Source organism: Streptomyces sp. ICBB 8177, from assembly GCF_003144095.1.
Classification (GTDB): domain Bacteria; phylum Actinomycetota; class Actinomycetes; order Streptomycetales; family Streptomycetaceae; genus Streptantibioticus_D.
In genome coordinates this window covers 564,382-588,068 of the sequence record NZ_NSKH01000003.1, presented here as the reverse complement: position 1 = coordinate 588,068, position 23,687 = coordinate 564,382, and the positions used below count along the sequence as shown (strand labels likewise).

The 23,687-nt window shown below is 72.3% G+C and carries 21 protein-coding genes; 16 read left to right on the top strand and 5 right to left on the bottom strand.

Translation table 11 applies throughout. From position 1 onward, the window contains the following. Position 1 precedes the first annotated feature (1 nt). The gene (locus tag CK485_RS05505; protein WP_109447453.1) at positions 2-754 is read right to left on the bottom strand and encodes an SDR family NAD(P)-dependent oxidoreductase; all 753 of its coding nucleotides are present in this window, start codon (positions 752-754) and stop codon (positions 2-4) included. Positions 755-908: 154 nt separating this feature from the next. Further along, on the bottom strand, positions 909-2,048 hold the full coding sequence (locus CK485_RS05500; protein ID WP_109447452.1) for a peptidoglycan bridge formation glycyltransferase FemA/FemB family protein: 1,140 nt from the start codon (positions 2,046-2,048) through the stop codon (positions 909-911). Positions 2,049-2,333: 285 nt separating this feature from the next. Between CK485_RS05500 and CK485_RS05495 the strand changes: the two genes are divergently transcribed. Next, positions 2,334-4,031 carry an enoyl-CoA hydratase-related protein gene (locus tag CK485_RS05495; protein ID WP_109447659.1) on the top strand — a complete coding sequence of 566 codons (1,698 nt, stop codon included), beginning with the start codon at positions 2,334-2,336 and terminating at the stop codon, positions 4,029-4,031. Positions 4,032-4,055: 24 nt separating this feature from the next. Here CK485_RS05495 and CK485_RS05490 read toward each other — a convergent pair whose 3' ends face one another. After that, on the bottom strand, positions 4,056-4,625 hold the full coding sequence (locus CK485_RS05490) for a hypothetical protein (RefSeq protein ID WP_109447450.1): 570 nt from the start codon (positions 4,623-4,625) through the stop codon (positions 4,056-4,058). 149 nt (positions 4,626-4,774) lie between these two features. Between CK485_RS05490 and hemL the strand changes: the two genes are divergently transcribed. The 7 genes from hemL to ccsB all read left to right on the top strand — a co-directional run bounded on the left by hemL (position 4,775) and on the right by ccsB (position 12,731). Further along, the gene (hemL, locus tag CK485_RS05485; RefSeq protein ID WP_109447448.1) at positions 4,775-6,103 is read left to right on the top strand and encodes a glutamate-1-semialdehyde 2,1-aminomutase; all 1,329 of its coding nucleotides are present in this window, start codon (positions 4,775-4,777) and stop codon (positions 6,101-6,103) included. After that, entirely contained in the window at positions 6,100-6,792 is a 693-nt protein-coding gene (locus CK485_RS05480) for a histidine phosphatase family protein (RefSeq protein WP_109447446.1), read from the top strand. The genes hemL and CK485_RS05480 overlap by 4 nt, the downstream gene beginning before the upstream one ends. Positions 6,793-7,028: 236 nt before the next feature. Continuing rightward, positions 7,029-8,258, top strand: coding sequence for a hypothetical protein (locus tag CK485_RS05475; protein ID WP_109447444.1), 1,230 nt, complete (start codon positions 7,029-7,031; stop codon positions 8,256-8,258). 201 nt (positions 8,259-8,459) lie between these two features. Then, positions 8,460-9,080 (top strand): TlpA disulfide reductase family protein, encoded by a 621-nt coding sequence (locus CK485_RS05470; protein WP_109447442.1) that lies wholly within the window; start codon positions 8,460-8,462, stop codon positions 9,078-9,080. Between the two features lie 7 nt (positions 9,081-9,087). Continuing rightward, a complete protein-coding gene (locus CK485_RS05465) occupies positions 9,088-9,849 on the top strand; it encodes a cytochrome c biogenesis protein CcdA (protein ID WP_109447657.1) in 762 nt (253 codons plus the stop codon). Positions 9,850-9,852: 3 nt separating this feature from the next. Continuing rightward, positions 9,853-11,658: a cytochrome c biogenesis protein ResB gene (locus tag CK485_RS05460; protein WP_109447440.1), complete on the top strand. Its 1,806-nt coding sequence runs from the start codon at positions 9,853-9,855 to the stop codon at positions 11,656-11,658. Next, a complete protein-coding gene (ccsB, locus tag CK485_RS05455) occupies positions 11,658-12,731 on the top strand; it encodes a c-type cytochrome biogenesis protein CcsB (protein WP_109447655.1) in 1,074 nt (357 codons plus the stop codon). The genes CK485_RS05460 and ccsB overlap by 1 nt, the downstream gene beginning before the upstream one ends. A 77-nt stretch (positions 12,732-12,808) precedes the next feature. On the opposite strand, the gene CK485_RS05450 is transcribed toward ccsB, so the two are convergent. Then, complete coding sequence (locus CK485_RS05450; RefSeq protein WP_109447438.1) at positions 12,809-14,239, bottom strand: alkaline phosphatase family protein; 1,431 nt, start codon at positions 14,237-14,239, stop codon at positions 12,809-12,811. Between the two features lie 231 nt (positions 14,240-14,470). Further along, the gene (locus tag CK485_RS05445) at positions 14,471-14,830 is read right to left on the bottom strand and encodes a PLDc N-terminal domain-containing protein (protein ID WP_109447436.1); all 360 of its coding nucleotides are present in this window, start codon (positions 14,828-14,830) and stop codon (positions 14,471-14,473) included. A gap of 187 nt (positions 14,831-15,017) precedes the next feature. Between CK485_RS05445 and CK485_RS05440 the strand changes: the two genes are divergently transcribed. The 8 genes from CK485_RS05440 (at position 15,018) to CK485_RS05405 (ending at position 23,262) form a co-directional block, all read left to right on the top strand. Then, a complete protein-coding gene (locus CK485_RS05440) occupies positions 15,018-16,469 on the top strand; it encodes a menaquinone biosynthesis decarboxylase (RefSeq protein ID WP_109447434.1) in 1,452 nt (483 codons plus the stop codon). A gap of 70 nt (positions 16,470-16,539) precedes the next feature. Continuing rightward, positions 16,540-17,463, top strand: coding sequence for a menaquinone biosynthesis prenyltransferase MqnP (gene mqnP, locus CK485_RS05435; RefSeq protein WP_109447432.1), 924 nt, complete (start codon positions 16,540-16,542; stop codon positions 17,461-17,463). A 22-nt stretch (positions 17,464-17,485) separates the two neighbouring features. Next, positions 17,486-18,241, top strand: coding sequence for a flavoprotein (locus tag CK485_RS05430; protein ID WP_241968142.1), 756 nt, complete (start codon positions 17,486-17,488; stop codon positions 18,239-18,241). Positions 18,242-18,307: 66 nt separating this feature from the next. Further along, positions 18,308-18,769, top strand: a complete 462-nt coding sequence (locus CK485_RS05425) for an Lrp/AsnC family transcriptional regulator (protein WP_109447430.1) — start codon at positions 18,308-18,310, stop codon at positions 18,767-18,769. A 56-nt stretch (positions 18,770-18,825) separates the two neighbouring features. Continuing rightward, positions 18,826-19,989, top strand: a complete 1,164-nt coding sequence (gene mqnE / locus CK485_RS05420; RefSeq protein WP_109447428.1) for an aminofutalosine synthase MqnE — start codon at positions 18,826-18,828, stop codon at positions 19,987-19,989. Between the two features lie 27 nt (positions 19,990-20,016). Next, positions 20,017-20,781 carry a GNAT family N-acetyltransferase gene (locus CK485_RS05415; protein WP_342673456.1) on the top strand — a complete coding sequence of 255 codons (765 nt, stop codon included), beginning with the start codon at positions 20,017-20,019 and terminating at the stop codon, positions 20,779-20,781. Positions 20,782-20,877: 96 nt separating this feature from the next. Continuing rightward, positions 20,878-21,171 (top strand): DUF4229 domain-containing protein, encoded by a 294-nt coding sequence (locus CK485_RS05410; protein ID WP_109447424.1) that lies wholly within the window; start codon positions 20,878-20,880, stop codon positions 21,169-21,171. Positions 21,172-21,372: 201 nt separating this feature from the next. Beyond that, the gene (locus CK485_RS05405; protein WP_109447422.1) at positions 21,373-23,262 is read left to right on the top strand and encodes an AMP-dependent synthetase/ligase; all 1,890 of its coding nucleotides are present in this window, start codon (positions 21,373-21,375) and stop codon (positions 23,260-23,262) included. Positions 23,263-23,687: the final 425 nt, after the last annotated feature.

The following is a 23,687-nucleotide window of genomic DNA, read 5'->3' as shown; positions in this document are numbered from 1 at the left end:
GTCACGCCTCCCGGTGCACCTTGTGCTGCGCGGCCTGCGCCCGGGGCCGCACCACGAGGAGGTCCACGTTGACGTGCGGCGGGCGGGTCACCGCCCAGGCGATGGTGTCGGCGACGTCGTCGGCGGTCAGCGGGTCCGGAACGCCCGCGTAGACCGCGGCGGCCTTCTCCTCGTCCCCGCCGAACCGGGTCAGCGCGAAGCCCTCGGTCTGCACCATGCCCGGGGCGATCTCGACGACCCGGATCGGGTCGCCGCACAGCTCCAGGCGCAGGGTGGCGGCGATGGCGTGCGAGCCGTGCTTGGCGGCGACGTAGCCGCCACCGCCCTCGTACGCGGTGAAGCCCGCGGTGGAGGAGAGCACGACGACGGTGCCGTCGCCGCAGGCGCGCAGCGCGGGCAGCAGGGCCTGCGTGAGGTGGAGCACGCCCATCACGTTGACCTCGAACATCGCCCGCCAGTCGGCCGGGTCGGCGCTCTCGACCGGGTCGGCGCCGAGCGCGCCGCCCGCGTTGTTCACCAGCACGTCGCACCGCTCCAGCGAGGCCGCGAAGGCGTCCACGGCGGCGCGGTCGGTCACGTCCAGCGCCTGCGCGCGGGCCTCGTGGCCGGCGTCGCGCAGTTCGGCGGCGAGTTCCTTGACGCGGTCCTCGCGCCGCGCGGCGAGGACGACGAGGTATCCGGCCGCCGCGAGCCGGCGCGCGGTCGCGGCCCCGATCCCACTGCTTGCTCCGGTGACCACTGCGGTACGGGTCATTGCTGCGCGTCTCCTTCCCACCGGCGGCCGATGTCCGAGGGGTGCGCCGCCGAGGCGTCAAGATCCACCCTACGGCCCCTCCACCCCCGGGAGCCCACGGTCCCCCGCGGGCCCGATGTGATCAGGCCGCGGGTGGCGCGATCAGGCCACCCGCTCAGCCCCTGCGGGTCAGGCAGAAGCGGAACGCCCTGTACAGGGCGGAGTTGAGGGGCAGGTCCCACTCGCCCGCGTACTCGGCCGCCTCGCCGCCCGTGCCGGCCTTGAAGCGCAGGAGGCCCACCAGGGGGTCGGACTCGTCCAGGGTGCCGGTGATGCCGCGCAGGTCGTAGACGTCGGCGCCGAGGTCGTGGGCGTCGCGGATCATCTGCCACTGGACGGCGTTGCTCGGCTGGGCCTCGCGCTTGCGGGACGTGGAGGCGCCGTAGGAGTACCAGACGTGCCGGCCGACGGTGATCATGATGGCGGCCGCGAGCGTGTCGCCGTCGTGCGAGGCAAGGTAGAGGCGGATGCGGTCGGGGTGCTCGGCGGCCAGCGCGCGCCACATGCGGCGGAAGTACTCGGGCGGGCGCGGCACGAAGCGGTCACGCCCCGCGGTCTCCTCGTACAGCTCGTAGAACGCGGTCAGGTCGTCGAGGTCGCCGCGGACCACCTTCACGCCCGCCTTCTCCGCCTTCTTGACGTTGCGCCGCCACTGCTGGTTGAAGCCCTGCTGGATCTCCTCCAACGTGCGCCCGAACAGCGGGAGTTGGAAGACGTGGCGCGGCTGGCCCGCCGCGAATCCGTGCTCGCCGCCACCGCCGTCCTCCGCGTCGTCCGCCGGCCGCCAGCCCAGCGCCCGCAGCCGCTCCGGCACCGCCAGGCCCACCGGGTCCGTGGTGGTCGGCTCGACGTCGGCCAGCGACCGCACGTCCGGGTCGGCGATCGCGTCCTTAACGGTCGCCGCGTCCCAGCGCCGCACGATCACCGGCGGCCCCATCTTCACGGCGAACGCCCGCCGGGTGCGCACGTGATCCACCAGCGGCTCCAGCCACCGGCCGAGGTCGGTGTCCGTCCAGTCGATCACCGGGCCCTGCGGCAGATAGGCGAGGGAGCGGCGCACCCTGGGCAGCCCGCGGTACAGCACCAGCGCGGTCCCCACGATCCGCCCGCGGTCGTCCACCCACCCCAGGCTCTCCGGCTCCCACCCGGCCTTCACCTCGCCCCAGGACGGCACCTGGAGGTGGCTGGCAGACGGCAGGCTGTCGACGAACGCGAGGTGCTCCTCGCGGGAGATGGTCCTCAGGCGGAGAGTCATGACGGCCTGCTCCTTAAGGCGGGGGCCCCCGCGGGGAGCCTAGTCGGCGTCCGGCGCCCCCGCCCGCCGCCCGCCGCCGTCCGCGTGACGGCCCGATCGCCTCGCGGCGCCTCCGGTACGCCCCTCGCGACGCCCGCCGCGCCCCGCCGTGCGCCCCGCCGCCCGTGTGATCCGTGCCCCCCGCCGGGCGGGGCGGCGGCGCCCGGAGGCCCGCGATGGCCCATCCTCGCTCGCGTGGTCGGCGCCCACGTCCGGCGCGGCGCCGTACGGACGGGAGTGCGTGCCGTGGACATCCTGCTGGTCGCCAGCGCCTTCAACAGCCTGACCCAACGCGTCTTCGCCGAACTCGGCGACCGCGGCCACCGCGTCCGCGTGGAACTGGCGGTCGGGCCGCTGACCGAGGCGGTGCGCGCGCACGACCCCGACCTGATCGTCGCCCCGATGCTGAAGACCGCGATCCCGCCCGAGGTGTGGTCGCGGCGACCCTGCATGATCGTCCACCCCGGCCCGGTGGGCGACCGGGGGCCGTCCTCGCTGGACTGGGCGATCACCGAGGGCGCCGCCGAGTGGGGCGTCACCGTGCTGCGGGCGGTCGGGGAGATGGACGCGGGCGAGGTGTGGGCGAGCGTGCCGTGCCCGCTGCCGCCGGACGCAGGCAAGAGCGACACGTACCGCAACGAGGTGGCCGACGCCGCGCTGGAGGCCGTCACCCTGGCCGTCGACCGCTTCGCCTCCGGCACGTACACCCCCGTCCCGCAGCCGCCGGACGCCGTGCGCACCCGCCCGTACTGCGGCCAGGCCGACCGCCGTATCGACTGGTCGCACGACGACACCGCGACCGTGCTGCGCAAGCTGCGCGCCGCGGACTCGCACCCGGGTGTGCTCGACGCATTCCTCGGCGGCGAGTGGTACCTGCACGGGGGCCACGTCGAGGACTGCCTGCGCGGCGTGCCCGGGGAGCTGCTGGCGGTGCGGGCGGGGGCGCTGTGCCGGGCCACGGTCGACGGCGCGGTGTGGATCCCGCAGCTGCGCCCGCGCCGCGCGCCCGGCGGTCCCGCCACCTTCAAGCTCCCGGCCGTCCTGGCGCTCGGCGACCGGCTGCCGCGCGGCGTGCCGGACTCGCACGTGCCGCTCGCGCTGCCCGCGCACCGCCGCACCTGGTCGGAGATCCGCTACCGCGAGTACGGCGCGGCGGGCGTGCTGACGTTCTCGTTCCCCGGGGGCGCGATGAGCACCGGCCAGTGCCGCCGCCTGCTGGCCGCCTACCGCCACGCGTTGACGCGGCCGACGTCGGTGCTGGTGCTCGGCGGCGGCCGGGACTTCTTCTCCAACGGCATCCACCTCAACGTCATCGAGGCCGCCGACGACCCGGCCGAGGAGTCCTGGCGCAACATCAACGCCATCGACGACCTGGCCGAGGCGGTGCTGACCACCACCGACCGGCTCACCGTCGCCGCGCTCGGCGGCAACGCGGCGGCGGGCGGGGCGATGCTGGCGCTCGCCGCCGACGAGGTGTGGTGCAGAGCGGGCGTCGTCCTCAACCCGCACTACCGGCTGATGGGGCTGTACGGCTCGGAGTTGTGGACGTACACGCTGCCGCGCAAGGTCGGCGCGGAGCGGGCCCGGCGGCTGACGGAGGACGCGCTGCCCGTCTCCAGCGCGCGGGCGCACGACATCGGCCTGGTCGACCGCGTCCTGCACACCACCCCCGAGTCCTTCCCCGGCACGGTGGCCCACCTCGCGTCGGGCCTGGCGACCGCCCCGCTCACCCAGCGGCGGGTCGGCGAGAAGAAGGCGCTGCGCGAACGCGACGAGGCACGGCGGCCGCTCAGCGCGTACCGCGCGGACGAACTGCGGCGAATGCGGGAGACGTTCGCCGACCCGCAGGACCCGTACCACGCCCTGCGCCGCGCGTTCGTACACAAGGACCGCCCCGACGCGACCCCGGAACACCTCAACGCCCGCCGCAACCACCCGGGTTGACGGCCACCGGGCCGCGTCGGCGGCCTACGGCCACACCAGGCAGTACAGCTGGTGGCCCGCCTCGTGGAGGCGGTGGGCGAAGTCCTGCCACTCGTGGAGCATCTGGTAGATGACGAACGCGTCGCGCGGGCCGCGGCGGTCGGGGACCGTGGACCAGATGAAGGCGGCGGCGCCCAACTCCTCCTCGCCCGCCTTGCGCAGCGGTTCCACCACGTTGACCGGGAGCTTGACGACCGCGTAGTCGGGGTGGAGGACGACGAGTTCGAGCGGGGGGACCTTGGCCAGCGGGATGCCCTCGATGCCGGTGAGGACCATCGCCGACATCGTTTCCGGCTTGACCTTCGTGAACATGCCGTTGCCGAGTTCGTCGCCGCCGAGCTCCTCGGGGCGCATGGAGATCGGCACGCGGGCCGCCGTGGCGCCGTCGGGCGCGCCGAAGTACTTGTAGGTCACCCCCACTCGGCCACCCCTGCTTCCACCCTCCGCGGCTCGCGGACGCTCACTGCCGGACGGCCGGCGCCTCTTGCCGGTGGGGCGGGCGCGCTCGGGGCCGCTGTCACCCGCCCCTTCGCCCAGTTCGCCACCTGGCTGCATTTCACTACCCGACCATTCGCAAGCCCAACCGCGCAACCCGATCATCGTCTCAGATGTCCGGCGATGCAGGGTCGAGACCTGATCACGTGGATTCCGTCCCGTACCGCCCGCCCCGAGGGAACGCCGCGGCGCTCTGAGACGATGGGTACGTGACCAATCCGTACGAGTACGAAGCCCCAGTTTCTCAGACCCTCTTCGACCGGGCTGCCGCGGTGACGCCGGGTGGCGTGAACTCTCCGGTCCGTGCCTTCGGCGCCGTGGGCGGAACGCCCCGGTTCATGGTGTCCGGTACCGGTCCGTACCTGACCGACGCGGACGGCCGGGAGTACGTCGACCTGGTGTGCTCGTGGGGCCCGATGATCCTCGGCCACGCCCACCCCCGGGTGACCGAGGCCGTGCTGGCCGCCGTGGCGCGCGGCACGTCGTTCGGCACGCCCGGGCAGGGCGAGGTCGAACTGGCGGAGGAGATCGTGGCCAGGGTGGCGCCCGTGGAGCGGGTCCGGCTGGTGTCCTCCGGGACCGAGGCGACGATGTCCGCGATCCGGCTGGCGCGCGGGTTCACCGGGCGGGCCAAGGTGATCAAGTTCGCCGGCTGTTACCACGGTCACGTAGACGCGCTGCTGGCCGCCGCCGGTTCCGGTGTCGCCACCTTCGCGCTGCCCGACACCCCCGGCGTCACCGGTGCCCAGGCGGGCGACACGATCGTGCTGCCGTACAACGACCTGGACGCCGTACGGGCCGCCTTCGAGGCGAACCCCGGCCAGATCGCCTGCGTCATCACCGAGGCGTCGCCGGGCAACATGGGCGTCGTCCCGCCGCTCCCGGGATTCAACCAGGGATTGGCTGATTTGTGCCGTACCAACGGCGCGCTGTACGTCTCCGACGAGGTGATGACCGGCTTCCGGGTCTCCAAGGCGGGCTGGTACGGGCTCGACGGCGTCACGCCGGACCTGATGACCTTCGGCAAGGTGATGGGCGGCGGCTTCCCGGCGGCGGCCTTCGGCGGCCGGGCCGACGTGATGGAGAAGCTGGCCCCGGCCGGGCCGGTCTACCAGGCGGGCACGCTCTCCGGTAACCCGGTGGCCACCGCGGCCGGCGTGGCGCAGCTGCGGCTGCTGGACGACGCCGTCTACGCGCATCTGGACCGGGTGGCCGACGAGGTCAGCGGCGCGGTCACCGAGGCGCTGGCCAAGGAGGGCGTGGCGCATCGCGTGCAGCGCGCGGGGAACATGTTCTCCGTCTTCTTCACCGACGCGCCGGTCACCAACTACGCCGAGGCCAAGGCACAGGAGGCGCACCGCTTCACCGCGTTCTTCCACTCGATGCTGTCGCAGGGCGTCTACCTGCCGCCGTCCGCGTTCGAGTCGTGGTTCGTCTCGGCCGCGCACGACTCCGCCGCCGTCGAGCGGATCGCCGCCGCGCTGCCGGCCGCCGCCCGCGCCGCCGCGCGGGCCGACCAGGAGAGGGAGCGGCGATGACCGACCGCGACCAGGAGCTCACCGTCGTCCACCTGATGCGGCACGGCGAGGTCCACAACCCCGACGGCGTGCTCTACGGCCGTCTCGACGGCTACCACCTGTCCGAGCTGGGCCGGAAGATGGCCGACCGGGTCGCGGAGCACCTGACGGACCGTGACATCACGTACGTCGTCGCCTCCCCGCTGGAGCGGGCGCAGGAGACCGCGGCCCCGATCGCCGCGTCGCACGGCCTCCAGGTCGCCACCGACGGGCGGCTGATCGAGGCGGAGAACGTCTTCCAGGGCAAGACCTTCGGCGTCGGGGACGGCGCGCTGCGCAGGCCGGCGAACTGGAAGTACCTGACCAACCCGTTCCGCCCGAGCTGGGGCGAGCCGTACGTGGACCAGGTGGTGCGGATGAGCGCCGCGCTGGACGCCGCCAAGGACGCAGCGCGTGGCCACGAGGCGGTCTGCGTCAGCCACCAGCTGCCGATCTGGGTGGTGCGCAGCTTCGTCGAGCGACGCAGGCTCTGGCACGACCCGCGCAAGCGGCAGTGCACGCTGGCCAGCCTCACCAGCTTCACCTATCGCGGTGACAGGATCGTCTCGGTGGGCTACAGCGAGCCCGCCCGCGACCTCGTCCCGGCGCATCTGCTGGCGGGCGCCAAGGCAAAGGACGCACCAAGCGGATCGAAGAGCTTCGGGGCTTAGCTGACGGTTAGTTACAAAATGTCCCCTGTGTGGCGTATGTCGGAGTCAATCAGCATATAAATTCAGCCGTTTGCCAGGAACCGCCAAACCGAACATCACGTCTAATGGGTTGTGCGCCTCACAAGGTGCCCACAGTTGCCGCTGTGGCATGGGATTCCCATGTGACATGGGATCTCCCGTGTCTGTGACACGGCGTCAGTGGACCGGAACACGACCGTGGATGGCGGGGTTACAGCATGCGCTCGATGACACGAAGGGGAATGCTCGCGCTCACAGCCGGCGCCGCCGTGGGCGCCGCGGCCGGCTGCTCGGCCGGCGGGACCTCGAAGTCGAAGGCCGGCGGGACTCCCGCCGGCCGCCCGAACGGCCCGGCCCAGCCCGCCGGCACCCCGATCGGCGACGGCTCCACCTCGTACACCGGAGCCCAGCCCTACCAGCCGGTGGCCGAGCGTCTGGAGCCCGGCCAGACCCCGCCGCAGTTCGTGATCTTCTCCTGGGACGGCGCGGGCGAGCTGGACAACGGGCTGTTCGCCCGCTTCCGCCAGCTCGCCCAGGACCACGACGCGAAGATGACCTTCTTCCTGTCCGGCCTGTACTGCCTGCCCGAGTCCAAGAAGCACCTGTACCGCCCGCCGAACAACCCGGTCGGCGCCTCGGCGATCGGGTACTTCAAGGACGAGCACATCAAGATGACCCTGGAGCAGGTGCGCCTCGCCTGGCTGGAGGGCCACGAGATCGGCACCCACTTCAACGGCCACTTCTGCGACGGCACCGGCACCGTCGGCAACTGGACCTCCGCCCAGTGGGAGAGCGAGATCCAGCAGGCGGTCGACTTCGTCACCCAGTGGAAGACCAACACCGGCTTCACCGACGTCGAGACCCTGCCGTTCGACTACCGCAAGGAACTGATCGGCGGCCGCACGCCCTGCCTGCTCGGCCAGAACCAGTGGCTGCCCACCGCCAAGAAGATGGGCTTCCGCTACGACGCGAGCTCGCCCGGCGGCCTGCAGATCTGGCCCTCGAAGAAGCACGACATCTGGGACCTGCCGCTCCAGGCCATTCCCTTCCCCGGGCACGACTTCGAGGTCCTGTCCATGGACTACAACATGCTGGCCAACCAGTCCCACGCGGCCACCAAGTCCGACCCGTCCAACTACCCCGGCTGGCGCGACCAGGCCACCGCCTCCTACATCGCCGGCTTCGAACGCGCCTACCAGACCAACCGCGCGCCCTTCTACATCGGCAACCACTTCGAGCAGTGGAACGGCGGCATCTACATGGACGCCGTCGAGAACGCCCTCAAGCACATCTCCGCGCAGGGCAAGAAGGACGTCCGGATGGTCTCGTTCCACCAGTACGTCAACTGGCTCGACGCCCAGGACCCCAGGCTGCTGGCCAAGCTGCGCACCCTGAACGTCGGCGAGAAGCCCACGGAGGGCTGGAGCGAGTTCACCAGGAACGTGTGACGCCGACCGTGAACGCGTTCACCACGCGCGTGTGACATGCGCGACGCCCGGTCCCGCGCCGTGTGACCGCCGCCACCCCACCGGCTCGCCGTCCGCCGCCACCGCGGCGCGCGGCGGGCCGTTCACGCTGGTGAGCGACGCGCGGCCGACGTTGGCGGGGGGTGCTAAAACGCGCCAGAAGCCCCATGCGAAACTTTTCACATGAGTCTGCCGCGCGCCCCGCATCCGCGCCCCCGACACCGCGCCGCCTTCGCGTCGGCCACGGGCGCCGCTCTCGTGCTCGCCCTGGCCGGGTGCAGCGCCTCCTCCGGAGGGTCCGCGTCGAACGCGTCGGGCACCAGTTTCGTCCAGAGCAGCAAGGTCATCACCACCGTCCCGCAGGGCAAGCGGCCCACCGCCCCGGACATCTCGGGCACCACGGTCGACGGCAAGCAGCTGTCCCTCGACCAGTTCAAGGGCAAGGTCGTCGTCCTGAACGTGTGGGGGTCGTGGTGCGACCCGTGCCGCGCCGAGGCGCCCAACCTCGCCCAGGTCTCGAAGCAGGACGCGGCCAAGGGCGTGCAGTTCGTCGGCATCAACATCCGCGACTACTCCACCGCGCAGTCCAAGAGCTTCGAGCGCAGCTTCGGGATCACCTACCCGAGCTTCTACGACCCCGAGGGCAAGCTGCTGGTGAAGTTCCCCAACGGCAGCCTCCCCCCGCAGTCCATCCCGACCACGCTGGTCATCGACCGGCACGGGAAGATCGCGGTGCGCGCTCTGGAGGCGCTCAGCACCGACCAGCTGAACAAGGCGCTCGACCCGATCATCGCGGAGAAGTGACGTGACACTGCTGGCCGCCGGGGCCACCGGTCCCAACCAGACGGTGCTGTCCGGGGCGCTGCTGCTGGCGATCCCGGTGGCGCTGCTGGGCGGCCTGGTGTCGTTCTTCTCCCCGTGCGTGCTGCCGCTGGTGCCGGGCTACCTGTCGTACGTCACCGGGGTGTCCGGCGCCGACCTCGGCGACGCGCGGCGCGGGCGGATGGCGGCCGGCGCGTCGCTGTTCGTGCTCGGCTTCACCGCGGTCTTCGTCTCCGGCGGCGCGCTGTTCGGCACCTTCGGCTACACGCTCCAGGAGTACCGGGAGCCGATCACCCGGGTGCTGGGAGCCGTCACCATCCTGCTCGGCATCGCCTTCATGGGCGTCGTGCCGGGGCTCTTCCAGCGCGAGTTCCGGCTGCACAAGCGGCCCTCCATCGGGCTGGCCGGCGCCCCGGTGCTCGGGGTGCTGTTCGGCCTGGGCTGGACGCCGTGCCTCGGCCCGACGCTGTCCGCCTCGCTGGCGCTGTCCGCCAACCAGGCGAGCGCCGGGCGCGGCGCGCTGCTCACCGCGATGTACTGCTTCGGGCTCGGGGTGCCGTTCATCGTCGCCGCGATAGCGTTCCGGCGCGCGCTCGGCGCGTTCGCCTTCGTCAAGCGGCACTATGCGTGGGTGATGCGGATCGGCGGCGGCATGCTCATCGCGGTCGGCGTCCTGCTGGTGACGGGGGGCTGGGACCGGATCGTCTACCAGATGCAGATCTGGTCCAACGGCTTCAATGTGGGGATCTGATCAATGAGCACGACTGACACCGACGCGACCGCGGGCGGGCCGCCGGACACGTCCGGCACCGCGAAGGCGTCCGGCACCGGCGCGGCCGACAGCCGTGCGGCTGACGCCGGGGCGTCCGACGCCGCCGCGCGGGCGCTGAGCACCGCGCCGGTCGAGGAACCGGAGCCGCAGGACGGCTCCGGGGAGGGGCCGTCCGGCGGGCCGCGGCTCGGCGTGCTCGGCTGGGCCCGCTGGTTCTGGCGGCAGCTGACCTCGATGCGGGTCGCGCTGATCCTGCTGTTCCTGCTGTCGCTGGCCGCCATCCCCGGCTCGATCATCCCGCAGACCTCCACCAACCCGGTGAAGGTCTCCGACTTCCTGAAGAACCACAGCGTCCTGGGCCCGATCTACACCAAGCTCGGCCTCTTCCACGTCTACAGCTCGGTGTGGTTCTCCGCGATCTACATCCTGCTGTTCGTCTCGCTCGCGGGCTGCATCCTGCCCCGCAGCTGGCAGTTCATCGGCCAGCTGCGCGGCAACCCGCCGCGCGCGCCGCGCAAGCTCGACCGGATGCCCGCCTACGCGAGCTGGGTCACCGACGCCGCCCCCGAGGACGTGCTCGGCGCCGCCCGCGGCACCCTGCGCCGCCGCCGCTACCGGGTCGCGCCGGGCACCGGCTCGCTCGCCGCCGAGAAGGGCTACCTGCGCGAGGCGGGCAACCTGCTCTTCCACATCGCCCTGTTCGGCCTGCTGATCGCCTTCGCCTGGGGCACGCTGTGGAAGTCCGACGGCACCAAGCTGGTCGTCCCGGGACCCGCGGGCGGTTTCACCAACAACCAGACGCAGTACGACGACCTCAGCCACGGCGCCCTGTTCAACCCCGACGACATGGCGCACTTCGGCTTCACGCTCGACGACTTCCACGCCGCGTACCAGACCTCGGGTCCGACCAAGGGCACCCCGACCACGTTCTACGCGGACGTCACCTACTTCGGCGCTGACGACAAGGACCACAAGACCCGGATCCGCGTCAACGACCCGCTGGACATCGAGGGCAACAAGGTCTACCTGACGTCCCACGGCTACGCGATGAACGTGACCGTCAAGGACGGCAAGGGCAACGTCGCCTACAGCGGCCCGGTGCCGTTCCTGCCGGAGGACGGCAACCTCACCTCGCAGGGCGTCATCAAGGTCCCCGACGCGACCGACAGCAAGGGCAAGCCGGAGCAGCTGGGCTTCGCGGGCCTGTTCACCCCGACCACGACGATCGACCCGGTCATGGGCCCGCAGTCGACCTTCCCCGCGCTGAACAAGCCCACGCTCTTCCTCACCGCGTACTACGGCGACCTCGGCATGGACGCAGGGCTCCCGCAGAACGTCTACGTGCTGGACACCGGCAACAAGAACCTGCACCAGTTCACGGTGGGCGGGCAGCCGCTGAAGATGCCGATGGTCGTCGGCGACACCCTCAAGCTGCCGAACGGCGCCGGCTCGATAACGCTCGACGGCGTCAGCCAGTGGGCCGACTTCGAGATCGTCCACCAGCCCGGCATCGACCTGGCCCTGGGCAGCGCGCTCGCCATGCTCGTCGGTCTCGCCGCCTCGCTGTTCATCCAGCGCCGCCGCATCTGGGTGCGGGCGCTGCCCGGTGAGGACGGGCGCACGGTGGTGGAGCTGGCCGGGCTCGGCCGCACCGAGTCGCCCAAGGCCGCCGAGGAACTCGCCCGCCTCGTGGACGTGGTGCACGCCAAGGCGCCGTCCGTAGCCGAAGAACCCGCATCGCCGTCCACCACCGCCCCTGACGACAGCTCGGACAAGGAGCACGCGTGATCGACATCGCCGCCGGGGTGAACGAGCAGTTCGCCAACCTCAGCAACTACCTGGTCTATTCGGCCATGGCCGTCTACACGCTGGCCTTCCTCGCCCACATCGCGGAGTGGACGTTCGGCAGCCGCAGCAAGGTCGCCCGCTCCTCGGCGGCGCTGCCCGCGTCCCCCGCGACGAGCGCGCCCGCCGTCAAGGTCGCCAAGCGCGGCGGCGGCACCGCGGTGCTGGAGCGCCCCAAGGTCGTCACCCGCGGCGGCGACGACCGCAACATCGAGGACGGCAAGGGCGCGGCCGGCGACGACGAGCAGGGCGAGCTGTACGGGCGGATCGCCATCTCGCTGACCGTGCTGGCGTTCGCGCTGCACTTCGGCGGCGTGGTCTTCCGCGGCCTTTCGGTGGACCGGGCGCCGTGGGGCAACATGTACGAGTTCTCGGTCACGCTCGGCCTGGTCGCGGTCGGCGCGTACCTGGTGCTGCTGGCGCTGGGCCGCAGCGTGCGGTGGATCGGCCTATTCCTGGTCACCGCGGTCCTGCTCGACCTGGGCCTCGCGGTCTCGGTGCTCTACACCTCCTCCGACCAGCTGGTGCCCGCGCTGCACTCGTACTGGCTGTGGATCCACGTCTCCTGCGCCATCATCTGCGGCGCGATCTTCCACCTGGGCGCGGTCGCCACGATCCTCTACCTGTTCCGCGACCGCTACGAGGTGGCGCTGGCGGCGGGCCGCGCGGGCGGGCGCTTCTCCTCGGTGTGGGCCCGGCTGCCCGCGGCGGCGACGCTGGACAAGTTCGCCTACCGGATCAACGCGGCGGTCTTCCCGCTGTGGACGTTCACGATCATGGCGGGCTCGATCTGGGCGGAGTCCGCGTGGGGCCGCTACTGGGGCTGGGACCCCACCGAGACCTGGTCGTTCATCACCTGGGTCGCCTACGCCTGCTACCTGCACGCCCGCGCCACCGCCGGCTGGAAGGGCCGCAAGGCCGCCTACCTGGCCCTGATCGGCTTCGCGTGCTTCCTGTTCAACTACTACGGCGTCAACGTCTTCATCGTCGGCAAGCACTCCTACGCGGGCGTGTGAGTCCGGCGACGCCGGCACGCTGAAGGGGTCCGGGAGCGTGTGCTCCCGGACCCCTTCGCCTACGTGACGGGCGGCCGTCAGCGGCGCTTGCGCCGGCCCGGTTCCTGGTGGGGCGGGGTCTGCCGGGCGCCGGGGAGGGTGGGCTTGGGGAGGGTCGCGACCTCCTGCTCGGCCTCGGCCAGTTGCGCCGCGGTGTTCGTGGGCAGGTGCGGCGGGCGCTTGGCCGGCTGGCGGAAGCCGAAGGCGGAGGTCAGGTCGCCGAAGGTGCGGCGGCGCCACTGGCTGATGTTGGGCTCCGTCACGCCCGTGACGCGTTCGAGGAAGCGCAGTACGGAGGTGTGGTCGAAGGCCTCACCGGCCGCCCAGCCGCCCACCGTCCACGGCGAGATCACGATGCACGGCACCCGGAAGCCGCCGCCGATGGGCAGCCCCTGCACCCACTCGTCGGGCGTGCCGGGCTTCGGGGTGGGCGGCGGCACGTGGTCGAACAGGCCGTCGTTCTCGTCGTAGTTGAGGATGAACGCGGTCTTCGCCCACACCTTCGGGTTGGACGCGATCGCCTCGATCTTGGAGGCGACGAAGTCCGCCCCGGCCGCGGGCAGGTAGTCGGGGTGCTCGGACTGCGTGCTGGTGCAGATCAGCCAGGAGACGGTGGGCAGGCGGTCGGCCCGGGCGTCGTCCTCGAAGGTGCCCTCCGGCTGGAACGCCATGCCGTTGTCGTACAGCGGGTCGCCCGGCTTGGCGTTCTGGAACTGCGCGAAGTTCGCCAGCATGTTGCAGCCGTAGTTGTCGGTCTGCTGGTAGACCTTCCAGCTCACGCCCGCCGCCTGGAGGCGCTCGGCGTACGTGGTCCAGGTGTAGCCGCCGTTCGGGGCGACGTTGCTGAGGATCGGGCCGCCGTGCCGCCCGTCGGGGTCGATCGTGCCGGTCATCCAGTACATCCGGTTGGGCCAGGTCGGACCCATGATCGAGCAGAAGTAGTTGTCGCAGACGGTGAACGACTCGGCCAGCGCGAACTGGAACGGGATGTCCTCGCGCGTGTAGTAGCCCATCACGTAGGGGCCGTCTGAGCCGTCGGCCGCGCGGTGCGCGGGCAGCCAGTTGTCCATCCTGCCGCCGTTCCACGCCTGGTGCTGCACCGACCAGGCGTGCGAGGTCGACGGGATGGCCTGCGCGGAGGTCTTCTTGGTGTCGAGGTGGAAGGGGAGGAGGTAGCCGTCCGGGTTGACCGCGTCCGGCTGGTGGAAGACGGACCTGCCGGTGCTCAGCGTCAGGGCGTCCGGGTCGGCGAAGCCCCGCACGCCCTTGAGGGTGCCGAAGTAGTGGTCGAAGGAGCGGTTCTCCTGCATCAGCATGACGACGTGTTCGACGTCGTCCAGCGAACCGTGCCGGGCGGGTCCGGCGGCGACCGCCTGCTGGACGCTGGGCGGCAGCAGCGACAGCGCCGCGGCGCCGCCGACGGCGCCCGCCGCCGAACCGAGAAGTCTGCGCCGGGTGATGTCGGGCATGGGTGTTCCCCTCTCCCTGTCATCGACGGTCATCGAGAGCCGTCGCGAGCGGAGCCCGTGAGGGCCGCTCACGACTCTGCTGGCGCGTACTCGTCAAGGAGAGGAGGCAGCGCGTGAACGCTTCCGCAACTGATGGGGAACGATTGCGACGCCATCACCCGTGCGTGGGAAGGGAGTTGGCGGAGGTTGACGCAGGCGTGCCGGGGGCCGGTTCCGCCCTCCGCGACGGGCTCAGTCCTGGCCCTGCGGCGCCTCGCCGCTCTCGGCGCCGTCGTCGCCCCGGCGGGCGCGGTTGGCCGCGTCGAGGGAGCGCAGGAACGCGGGGTTGTCGTCCGGCGGGACCCACCGCTCCTCGGGCGGCGGCCAGCCGGCGAACGCGTCGGCCTCCATCGACCTGCGCGCCGGACGCCCCACCGCGAACCACGCGGCCGACGCCAACGGGACCATCCCGAACAGCACGATCACCACCACCCACACCACCTTGGGCAGGGTGCGCACCCGGTCCTCCGGGGTGTTGACGCAGTCGACGAACGTGTAGACCCACAGGGCGAGGACCAGCAGCAGCGTGACCGACCACACGGTCACCGCCATCAGGAAGGTAGAAGAGCCGCCTGCCATACCGAGCCGTCCCCCCAGTCCCGTCGAACCAGCCCCGCCGGTCCCGGTGCCGCCCGGCCCGGTCCCGCTGCGCCCCGCGTACGCCACGGGCTCGGGTACCCACCCGCGGGACGCCGACCCATGACGGATCCAGCGTAGTGCGTACCGGATACTGGAGGGCATGGCTTACGACGATCTTCGCTCGTTCCTGCGAGCGCTGGAGCGCGACGGCGACCTGCGGCGCGTCAGGGCCGAGGTCGACCCCCACCTGGAGGTCGGCGAGATCGTCGACCGCGTCAACAAGGCCGGCGGCCCGGCCCTGCTGTTCGAGAACGTGCGCGGCGCGTCGATGCCGCTGGCCATGAACGTCTTCGGCACCGACCGCCGGATGCTCAAGGCGCTGGGCCTGACCTCGTACGACGACATCAGCGGCAAGATCGCCGGGCTGCTGAGGCCTGAACTGCCGCACGGCTTCACCGGGGTGCGCGAGGCGTTCGGCAAGCTCGCCGGGATGACGCACGTGCCGCCGAGGAAGGTCAAGGACGCGCCGGTGCAGGAGGTCGTCCTCAAGGGCGACGACGTCGACCTGGACGCGCTGCCCGCGCTGTTCACCTGGCCGCAGGACGGCGGCTCGTTCTTCAACCTGGGCCTGACCCACACCAAGGACCCCGAGACCGGAGTGCGCAACCTGGGCCTGTACCGGCTCCAGCGCCACGACCGCCGCACCATCGGCATGCACTGGCAGATCCACAAGGACAGCCGCAACCACTACCAGACCGCGATGCGGCGCGGCGAACGCCTGCCGGTCGCCATCGCCTTCGGCTGCCCGCCCGCCGTCACCTACGCGGCCACCGCGCCGCTGCCCGGCGACATCGACGAGTACCTGTTCGCCGGGTTCGTGCAGGGCAAGCGGGTCGAGATGGTCGACTGCGTGACCGTGCCGCTCCAGGTGCCGGCCGCCGCCGAGGTGGTGATCGAGGGCTGGCTGGAGCCCGGGAAGACGCTGCCGGAGGGGCCGTTCGGCGACCACACCGGCTTCTACACGCCGCGCGAGCCGTTCCCCGCGCTCACCATCGACTGCGTCACGACGCGGCGCCGCCCGCTGCTGCAGTCCATCGTGGTGGGGCGCCCGCCGACCGAGGACGGGCCGCTGGGCAAGGCCACCGAGCGGTTCTTCCTGCCGCTGCTGAAGGTGATCATCCCCGACATCGTGGACTACGACCTGCCGGAGGCGGGCGGCTTCCACAACTGCGCGATCGTCTCCATCGACAAGAAGTACCCCAAGCACGCCCAGAAGGTGATGCACGCCATCTGGGGCGCCCACATGATGTCGCTGACCAAGCTGATCGTCGTGGTGGACGCCGACTGCGACGTGCACGACTACCACGAGGTCGCCTGGCGGGCCTTCGGCAACACCGACTACGCGCGCGACCTCACCGTGGTCGAGGGCCCCGTCGACCACCTCGACCACGCCTCGTACCAGCAGTTCTGGGGCGGCAAGGCGGGCATCGACGCCACGCGCAAGCTGCCCGAGGAGGGGTACACGCGGGACGGCGGCTGGCCGCAGATGGTGGTGTCCGACCCGGAGGTCGCCGAACGGGTGACCCGACGCTGGAAGGAGTACGGGCTGTGAGCGCTCAGTCCATCATGGAACGAGGGCGGCGCGCAGCCGCTCCCCGCGCCTGCGGGGATGGTCCAAGGCTGTGAGCGCCGAGTCCGCCTCCCCCGACCTGTTCTCGCCGGAGCCCGCGCGGCCCGGCCGGATCAGGGCCTTCCTGCGCCTGGTGATGATCGAGCACTCGGTCTTCGCGCTGCCCTTCGCCTACATCGCCGCCCTCACCGCGATGCGGCGCCAGAGCGCGTCCGTGCACTGGTGGCAACTGCTGCTGGTGACCGTCGCGATGGTGGGCCTGCGCACCTTCGCCATGGCCGCGAACCGGATCATCGACCGCGAGATCGACGCCCGCAACCCCCGCACCGCAGGGCGCGAGCTGGTCACCGGCGCGGTGTCGGTGCGCTCGGCGTGGACCGGCGCGCTGGTGGCCGTCGTGGTCTTCCTGGGCGCCGCCGCGCTGCTCAACCCGCTGTGCCTGGCGCTGGCGCCGATCGCGGTGGTCCCGATGGTGGTCTATCCGTACGGCAAGCGGTTCACCAACTTCCCGCACGCCATCCTCGGTCTCGCGCAGGCCATGGGCCCGATCGGCGCGTGGCTCGCGGTGACCGGGTCGTGGTCGTGGGACGCGGTCGTGCTGGGGCTCGCGGTCGGCGTGTGGATCGGCGGCTTCGACCTGATCTTCGGCTGCCAGGACGTCGCCGCCGACCGGGCGCACGGCGTGAAGTCGGTCCCGGCCCGCTTCGGCATCCCCGCCGCCCTGCACGGCGCCCGCGCCGCCCACGTGGTCACCACCGGACTGCTGGTCTGGTACGGGCTGCTCACCGGCGCCGGGGTGTTCTGGTGGATCGGCCTGACGATCGTGGCGGTGGCGTTCCTCTACGAGCACTCCATCGTCAAGCCGCACGACCTGAGCCGCCTGAACCGGGCGTTCTTCACGGTCAACGGCTTCATCGGCATCGCGCTGTTCGTCTGCGCGCTGCTGGACCTGCTGGTGCGCGGCCTGGGCGCGTGAGGCACCCGGATAGGCTCGGCGTGTGAACGCGATCCCGCCCCGCGCACCCCGCGACGGCCGCCCGAGCGAGCGGCGTCCCTGGGTGGTCGGCGTCTCCGGCGCGTCGGGCACGCCGTACGCGGCCTCGGTAATCCGCGCGCTGCTGCGCGCGGGCGAGGCGGTCGACCTGGTCGTCAGCCGCGCGGCCCGGCTGACGCTGCTGGACGAGACCGGCGGCCCGTTCCGTGACGCGCACTGGCGCGAGGACCTGCGGCGCTGGCTGGCGCGCGGCGCGGACGGCGACCCCGAGGCGTTCGCCGCCGAGCTGAAGGCGTACGAGGGCGCGGACGGCAGCTTCGGCGGCGGTCCGGGGGACGGCGGCGGGGTGCGGTACTGGCCCGCGGGCGACCTGGCCGCCGGGCCTTCGTCGGGCTCGTACCCGGCCAAGGGGATGCTGATCGTCCCGGCCAGCACGGCGTGCGTCGCCGGGGTCGCGCTCGGGCTGTCGAAGGACCTGCTCCAGCGCACCGCGAGCGTGACCCTGAAGGAGCGCCGCCCGCTGGTCGTCGTGGTGCGCGAGACCCCGCTGGGCGGCCCGGTGCTGCGCCAGCTGGTCGCCCTCGACGAGGCGGGCGCGGTCGTGCTGCCCGCGTCCCCCGCCTTCTACTCCGGCGCCGTCACCGCGCAGCAGCTGGTGGACTTCGTGGCGGGCCGCGCGCTGGACGCCGCCGGGGTCCCGCACGAGCTGTACCGCCGGTGGACCGGGACGCTGGGCGGCGGTACGGATGTCAGCACCTGACGGTGCGTGCCTTAGATTCGAACCGTAACCCGCCCGACTTCAGCAGGATTGGAAGGCCCCGAGTACATGGACGCGGTGGACAGGCAGCTCATCCAGGCGCTGCGCGAGAACGGCAGGGCCTCCTACGCCGAGCTGGGCAGGCTCGTGGGCCTGTCCGGCCCGAGCGTCACCGATCGCATCAACCGCCTGGAGCAGGCGGGGGTGATCACCGGCTACCGCGCCACCGTGGCCCCGGCCAGCCTGGGCCTGGGCGCGACGGCGCTGATCGGCATCCAGCTCAGCGACGCCGCCGACCACGAGGACGTGGCGCGGCGGATGCACGACCTGGAGGAGATCGAGGACTGCTGGTTCATCGCCGGCGACGACTCCTACATGCTCAAGGTGCGGGTCGCCGACGTGGACGGCCTGGAGCACACCATCCGCAGGCTGTCCGGCCTGCGCGGGGTGGCGCGCACCCGGACCACCGTGGTGCTGTCCACCAAGTGGGAGAACCGGGTCGGGGAGCTTCCGGGCGAAACGCAGGCGTAGGCTCGGTCGGGGCCCGCGCCGAAAGCCGTGCGGGCCCGGTTGACGAAGGAGGGCGGATGGACGCGGGGCTCAAGCGCGAGCTGGAGGAGAAGGTCTACGCAGGGGAGCGGCTGACCCGCGAGGACGGGATCGCCCTCTACGAGTCCGACGACCTGGCCTGGCTGGGCGGCCTCGCCCACCACGTGCGCACGAAGAAGAACGGCGACGTCGTCCACTTCAACGTCAACCGCCACCTCAACATGACCAACGTGTGCACCGCGTCGTGCGCGTACTGCTCGTTCCAGCGCAAGCCGGGCGAGAAGGACGCGTACACCATGCGCATCGAGGAGGCGGTGCGGCTGGCGAAGGCGATGGAGAACGAGAGCCTGACCGAGCTGCACATCGTCAACGGCCTCCACCCGACGCTGCCGTGGCGGTACTACCCGCGGTCGCTGCGGGCGCTGAAGGAGGCGCTGCCGCACGTGGCGCTGAAGGCGTTCACCGCGACCGAGATCCACCACTTCGAGACCATCTCGGGCCTGAGCGCCTCGGAGATCCTGGACGAACTGATCGACGCGGGGCTCGAGTCGCTGACCGGCGGCGGCGCGGAGATCTTCGACTGGGAGGTCCGGCAGCACATCGTGGACCACCGCACCCATTGGGAGGACTGGTCCCGCATCCACCGCCTCGCGCACTCCAAGGGTCTCAAGACCCCGTGCACGATGCTGTACGGGCACATCGAGGAGCCCCGGCACCGCGTCGACCACGTGCTGCGGCTGCGCGAACTCCAGGACGAGACCGGCGGCTTCCAGGTCTTCATCCCGCTGCGCTACCAGCACGACTTCGTGGACATGGCCGACGGCAAGATCCGCAACACCCTTCAGGCGCGCACCACGATGGCGACCGGCGCGGAGGCGCTGAAGACCTTCGCGGTCTCGCGGCTGCTGTTCGACAACGTGCCGCACGTGAAGGTGTTCTGGGTGATGCACGGGCTGTCGACCGCGCAGCTCGCGCTCAACCACGGCGCCGACGACATGGACGGCTCGGTGGTCGAGTACAAGATCACCCATGACGCGGACGACTTCGGCACGCCGAACAAGCTGACCCGCGACGACATCCTGGACCTGATCCGGGACGCGGGCTTCCGCCCGGTGGAGCGCAACACCCGCTACGAGATCATCCGCGAGTACGAGGGCCCCGACCCGGACCGCCGCGAGACCCCGCAGGCGATGCGCGTCTGATCCGGCCAGGAGGCCGGCCCGGGAGCGGTGCGCGGTCCCGCCGGGCCCCGGGCCCGGCGCCCCCGCCCGGGCCCGGCGTCCGTGCCGCCGCCGGTCGCGCCGGCACCTCGTGGCCTTTCGGCCTCGCGTGGCCTCGCGGCGTCTGGCCGCCCATCGCGGACCCGCTTGTTCGCCCGCCGCCCGCCGCCCGCCGCCCGCCGCGCGGCGGGCGGTCGTGTCCAGAGAGCGGAACGCGTTTGCCCGCGCGGGAGGCGTAATGCTTCCCTGGGCCTCATGACCCTTACCTTTCGTCGTGACCCCGAGCCCACCCCCGCGCTGTGCGACGCGCTCGTCGCGCTGTGGGCGCGGGTCAGCAACGCGGGCGGCGCGGTCGGGTTCGTGCCGCCGGTGACCGAGGACGACGTGCGCCCGTCGCTGGAGGCGTACCTGCCGCAGATCGAGCAGGGCCGGGTCCGCCCGCTCGTCGGCTTCGACGGGGACCGGCCGGTGGCCACCGCGTTCCTGAGTCTCAACACCCACCGCCTGATGGGTCACTGGGGCTGGCTGTACACCGTCATGGTGGACCCGGCGCTCCAGGGCCGCGGCGTCGGCCTGCGTCTGCTGCGCGCCGCCGAGGAGTTCGCCCGCGACCAGGGTCTTCGGGCGCTGCGGCTGACCTGCCGGGGCGGGCTGGGCCTGGAGCGGTTCTACGAGGCCGCCGGGTACAAGGAGGTCGGCCGGGTGCCGTCCGCGATCCGCGTCGCCCCGGGCGACGAGCGCGACGACGTCATGATGTGGCTCCCCCTGACGTGATCGGTAAGGGTGCGTGCTTCACTGGATGGGCTACGTGACGTACCCCCAATACCGGAACGAAAGAGTGGAATCGCTGTGAGCTGGAAGCCGAGTGCCATGCTCCGCTACACCGCGCTGCGCGCCGGCCTGTTCCTGGTCAGCTTCGGCGTGATCTGGGGCCTGGTCTACCTGCACGTCCTCCCGGCCGGTCTGGGCAAGTCGAATCTGCTGTGGGTGCTGCTGCTGGCCCTGGTGGTCTCCGCGCCGCTGAGCTACGTGCTGCTGCGCGGCGCCCGCGACCGGGCGTCGGTGCAGATCTCCGAGCGCGTCGAGCGGTCCCGCGCCGCGTACCAGGCGAAGGCGGCCGACGAGGACGCGGCGGACGACGCGGCCCGCGCCCAGAGCGCCTGAGGCCTTTCGCGGCGACGCGCCCCCTTCCGGAGCGGTCCGGGCGGCTTCGAGCGGGGTTCGTGGGGGCGGGGTGAAAGTTCGCGCCGCGCCTCTTGGCGAGCGACCTACTCCACAGTAAGTTACCGGCGGTATACGGGACGCCGGGCGACGGGCCGCGCCGGGCGGTCCCTCCCGCGTCGCCGAGCCCCACGGGAGCCGCCGATGTCCCGCGTGCCGCCAGCGGCCGGAAGCCGCGAACCCGCGCTCCCGGAACCGGAGTTGATCCGCCACGCGGGCCGCGTCGTACAGGCCGCCACCGCGCCGGTCGCGCCCGCCGTCACCCGCGGCAGCCTCGCCGACATCCCGTTCGACAACGCCCGCGAGGCGCCCGGCGACGCGGTACTCAGCCGCAAGGACACCTCCGGCCGCTGGAACGACGTCACCGCCGCCACCTTCCGCGACGAGGTACTCGGCGTCGCCAAGGGCCTGATCGCCACCGGTCTGCGCCCCGGCGACCGCATCGCGATCATGGCCAGGACGACGTACGAGTGGACGCTGCTGGACTTCGCCGCCTGGGCCGCCGGGGCGGTCACCGTCCCCGTCTACCCGACCTCCTCCGCCTCCCAGACCGCCTGGATCCTCGCCGACTCCGGGGCGGTGGCCTGCGCGGTCGAGAACGTCGAGCAGGCCCGCCTGGTCACCTCGGTCCGCGGTGAGCTGCCCGCGCTGCGCGAGCTGTGGCAGCTGGACACCGCGGCACTGGCGCAACTGACCGCGGCCGGGCGGCGCGTCCCCGACGAGGTGGTGCGCGTGCGCCGCGCCGCCCTCACACCGGACACCATCGCCACCCTGATCTACACCTCAGGCACCACCGGCCGGCCCAAGGGCTGCGTGCTGACCCACGGCAACTTCTTCGCCGAGATCGACAACGCGACCGAGCTGCTGCACCCGGTCTTCAAGGCGCGCAGCGAGGAGCCCGCGTCCACGCTGCTGTTCCTGCCGCTCAGCCACGTCTTCGGGAGGATGGTGGCGATCGGCTGCCTGCGCGCCCGGGTCCGGCTCGGGCACGCGCCCAGCATCGCCACCGACGACCTGCTCGCCGACCTGGCCGGCTTCCGCCCGACGTTCCTGCCGGCGATCCCCTACGTGCTGGAGAAGGTCTTCAACACCGCCCGGGCCACCGCCGAGTCGATGGGCCGGGCCTCCTCCTTCGACCGCGCAGCGCGGGTCGCCCGGCGACACGGGGAGGCGCTGGCCGTGGGCGGCACCGGCGCGGTCGCCCTGCGGGCCGCGCACGCGCTGTACGAGCCGCTGGTCTACCGGCGCGTGCGGGCGGCGCTCGGCGGCCGCGTGCGCCACGTCATCTGCGGCGGCTCGCCGCTCGGCCGGGATCTGGCCGCGTTCTACGCGGGCGCGGGCGTCGAGGTGTTCGAGGGCTACGGCCTCACCGAGACCACGGCGGCGGCCACCGTCACCCCGCCGCAGGCGCCCCGGCTGGGCACCGTGGGCCGCCCGCTGCCGGGCACGGCGGTGCGGATCGCGGCGGACGGGGAGGTCCTGCTCGCGGGCGCCCAGGTCTTCAGGGGCTACTGGACGGCCGGCGGCGGCGTGCGGCCCGCCTCGGCGGACGGCTGGTTCGCCACCGGCGACATCGGGCGGCTGGACGACGAGGGCTATCTGGTCATCACCGGCCGCAAGAAGGAGATCATCATCACGGCGGGCGGCAAGAACGTCGCACCGGCGCCGCTGGAGAACCGCCTGCGGGCGCATCCGCTGGTCAGCCAGTGCATGGTGGTCGGCGAGGGCCGCCCGTACGTCGCCGCGCTCATCACCCTGGACCCGGACGGGCTCGCGCACTGGCGGCGGATGCGGCGGAAGCAGGACGTGCCGCTGTCGCGGCTGATCGAGGACGAGGAACTGCGCGCCGACCTCCAGCAGGCGGTCGACGACGCCAACTACACGGTCTCGCGCGCCGAGTCGATCCGCCGATTCGCGGTGCTCCCGGTGGACTTCACGGAAATGAGCGGCCACCTGACCCCGTCGCTGAAGCTGAAGCGAGCGGCGGTGCTGCGCACGTACGCGGACCGAGTGGAGTCCCTGTACCGGCCCTAGCGGACCGCTTGGGCGACCTTGGAGGGCCTGGCGGGCCCGCACCCGCCGGGAGGGCTTAGCGGCCCGGGCCCCGGAAGGTGTCGCTCGGCTGCCTGCCGGACCACGCCCGGGAAGCGAACGCCGGGCCGGCCGGTCTGCCGCCGGGCCTGGGGCCGCTGGACCTGACGCCCCGGCGCGGGGGCGCTCGGCGACCTGCGGTTCGCACCCGGCCGCATGAGCGGCGGTGGCGCTTGTGCCGGGCGGCCGGGGCCGGGCCCGGCGGGCGCCCTGCGGAGGCCGGACGCGGCGTACGCCGGGCCGAAGGCCCGCAGCTCGGCGGCCGGGGGCCGGCGCGGCGGCGCGCCTGTCCCGTCAATTCCCCCGGGGCCGCCAGGCGCCGGGGAGAAGGCAGGAGCCCCGCGCTTCGCGCGGGGCTCCTTGGGTAC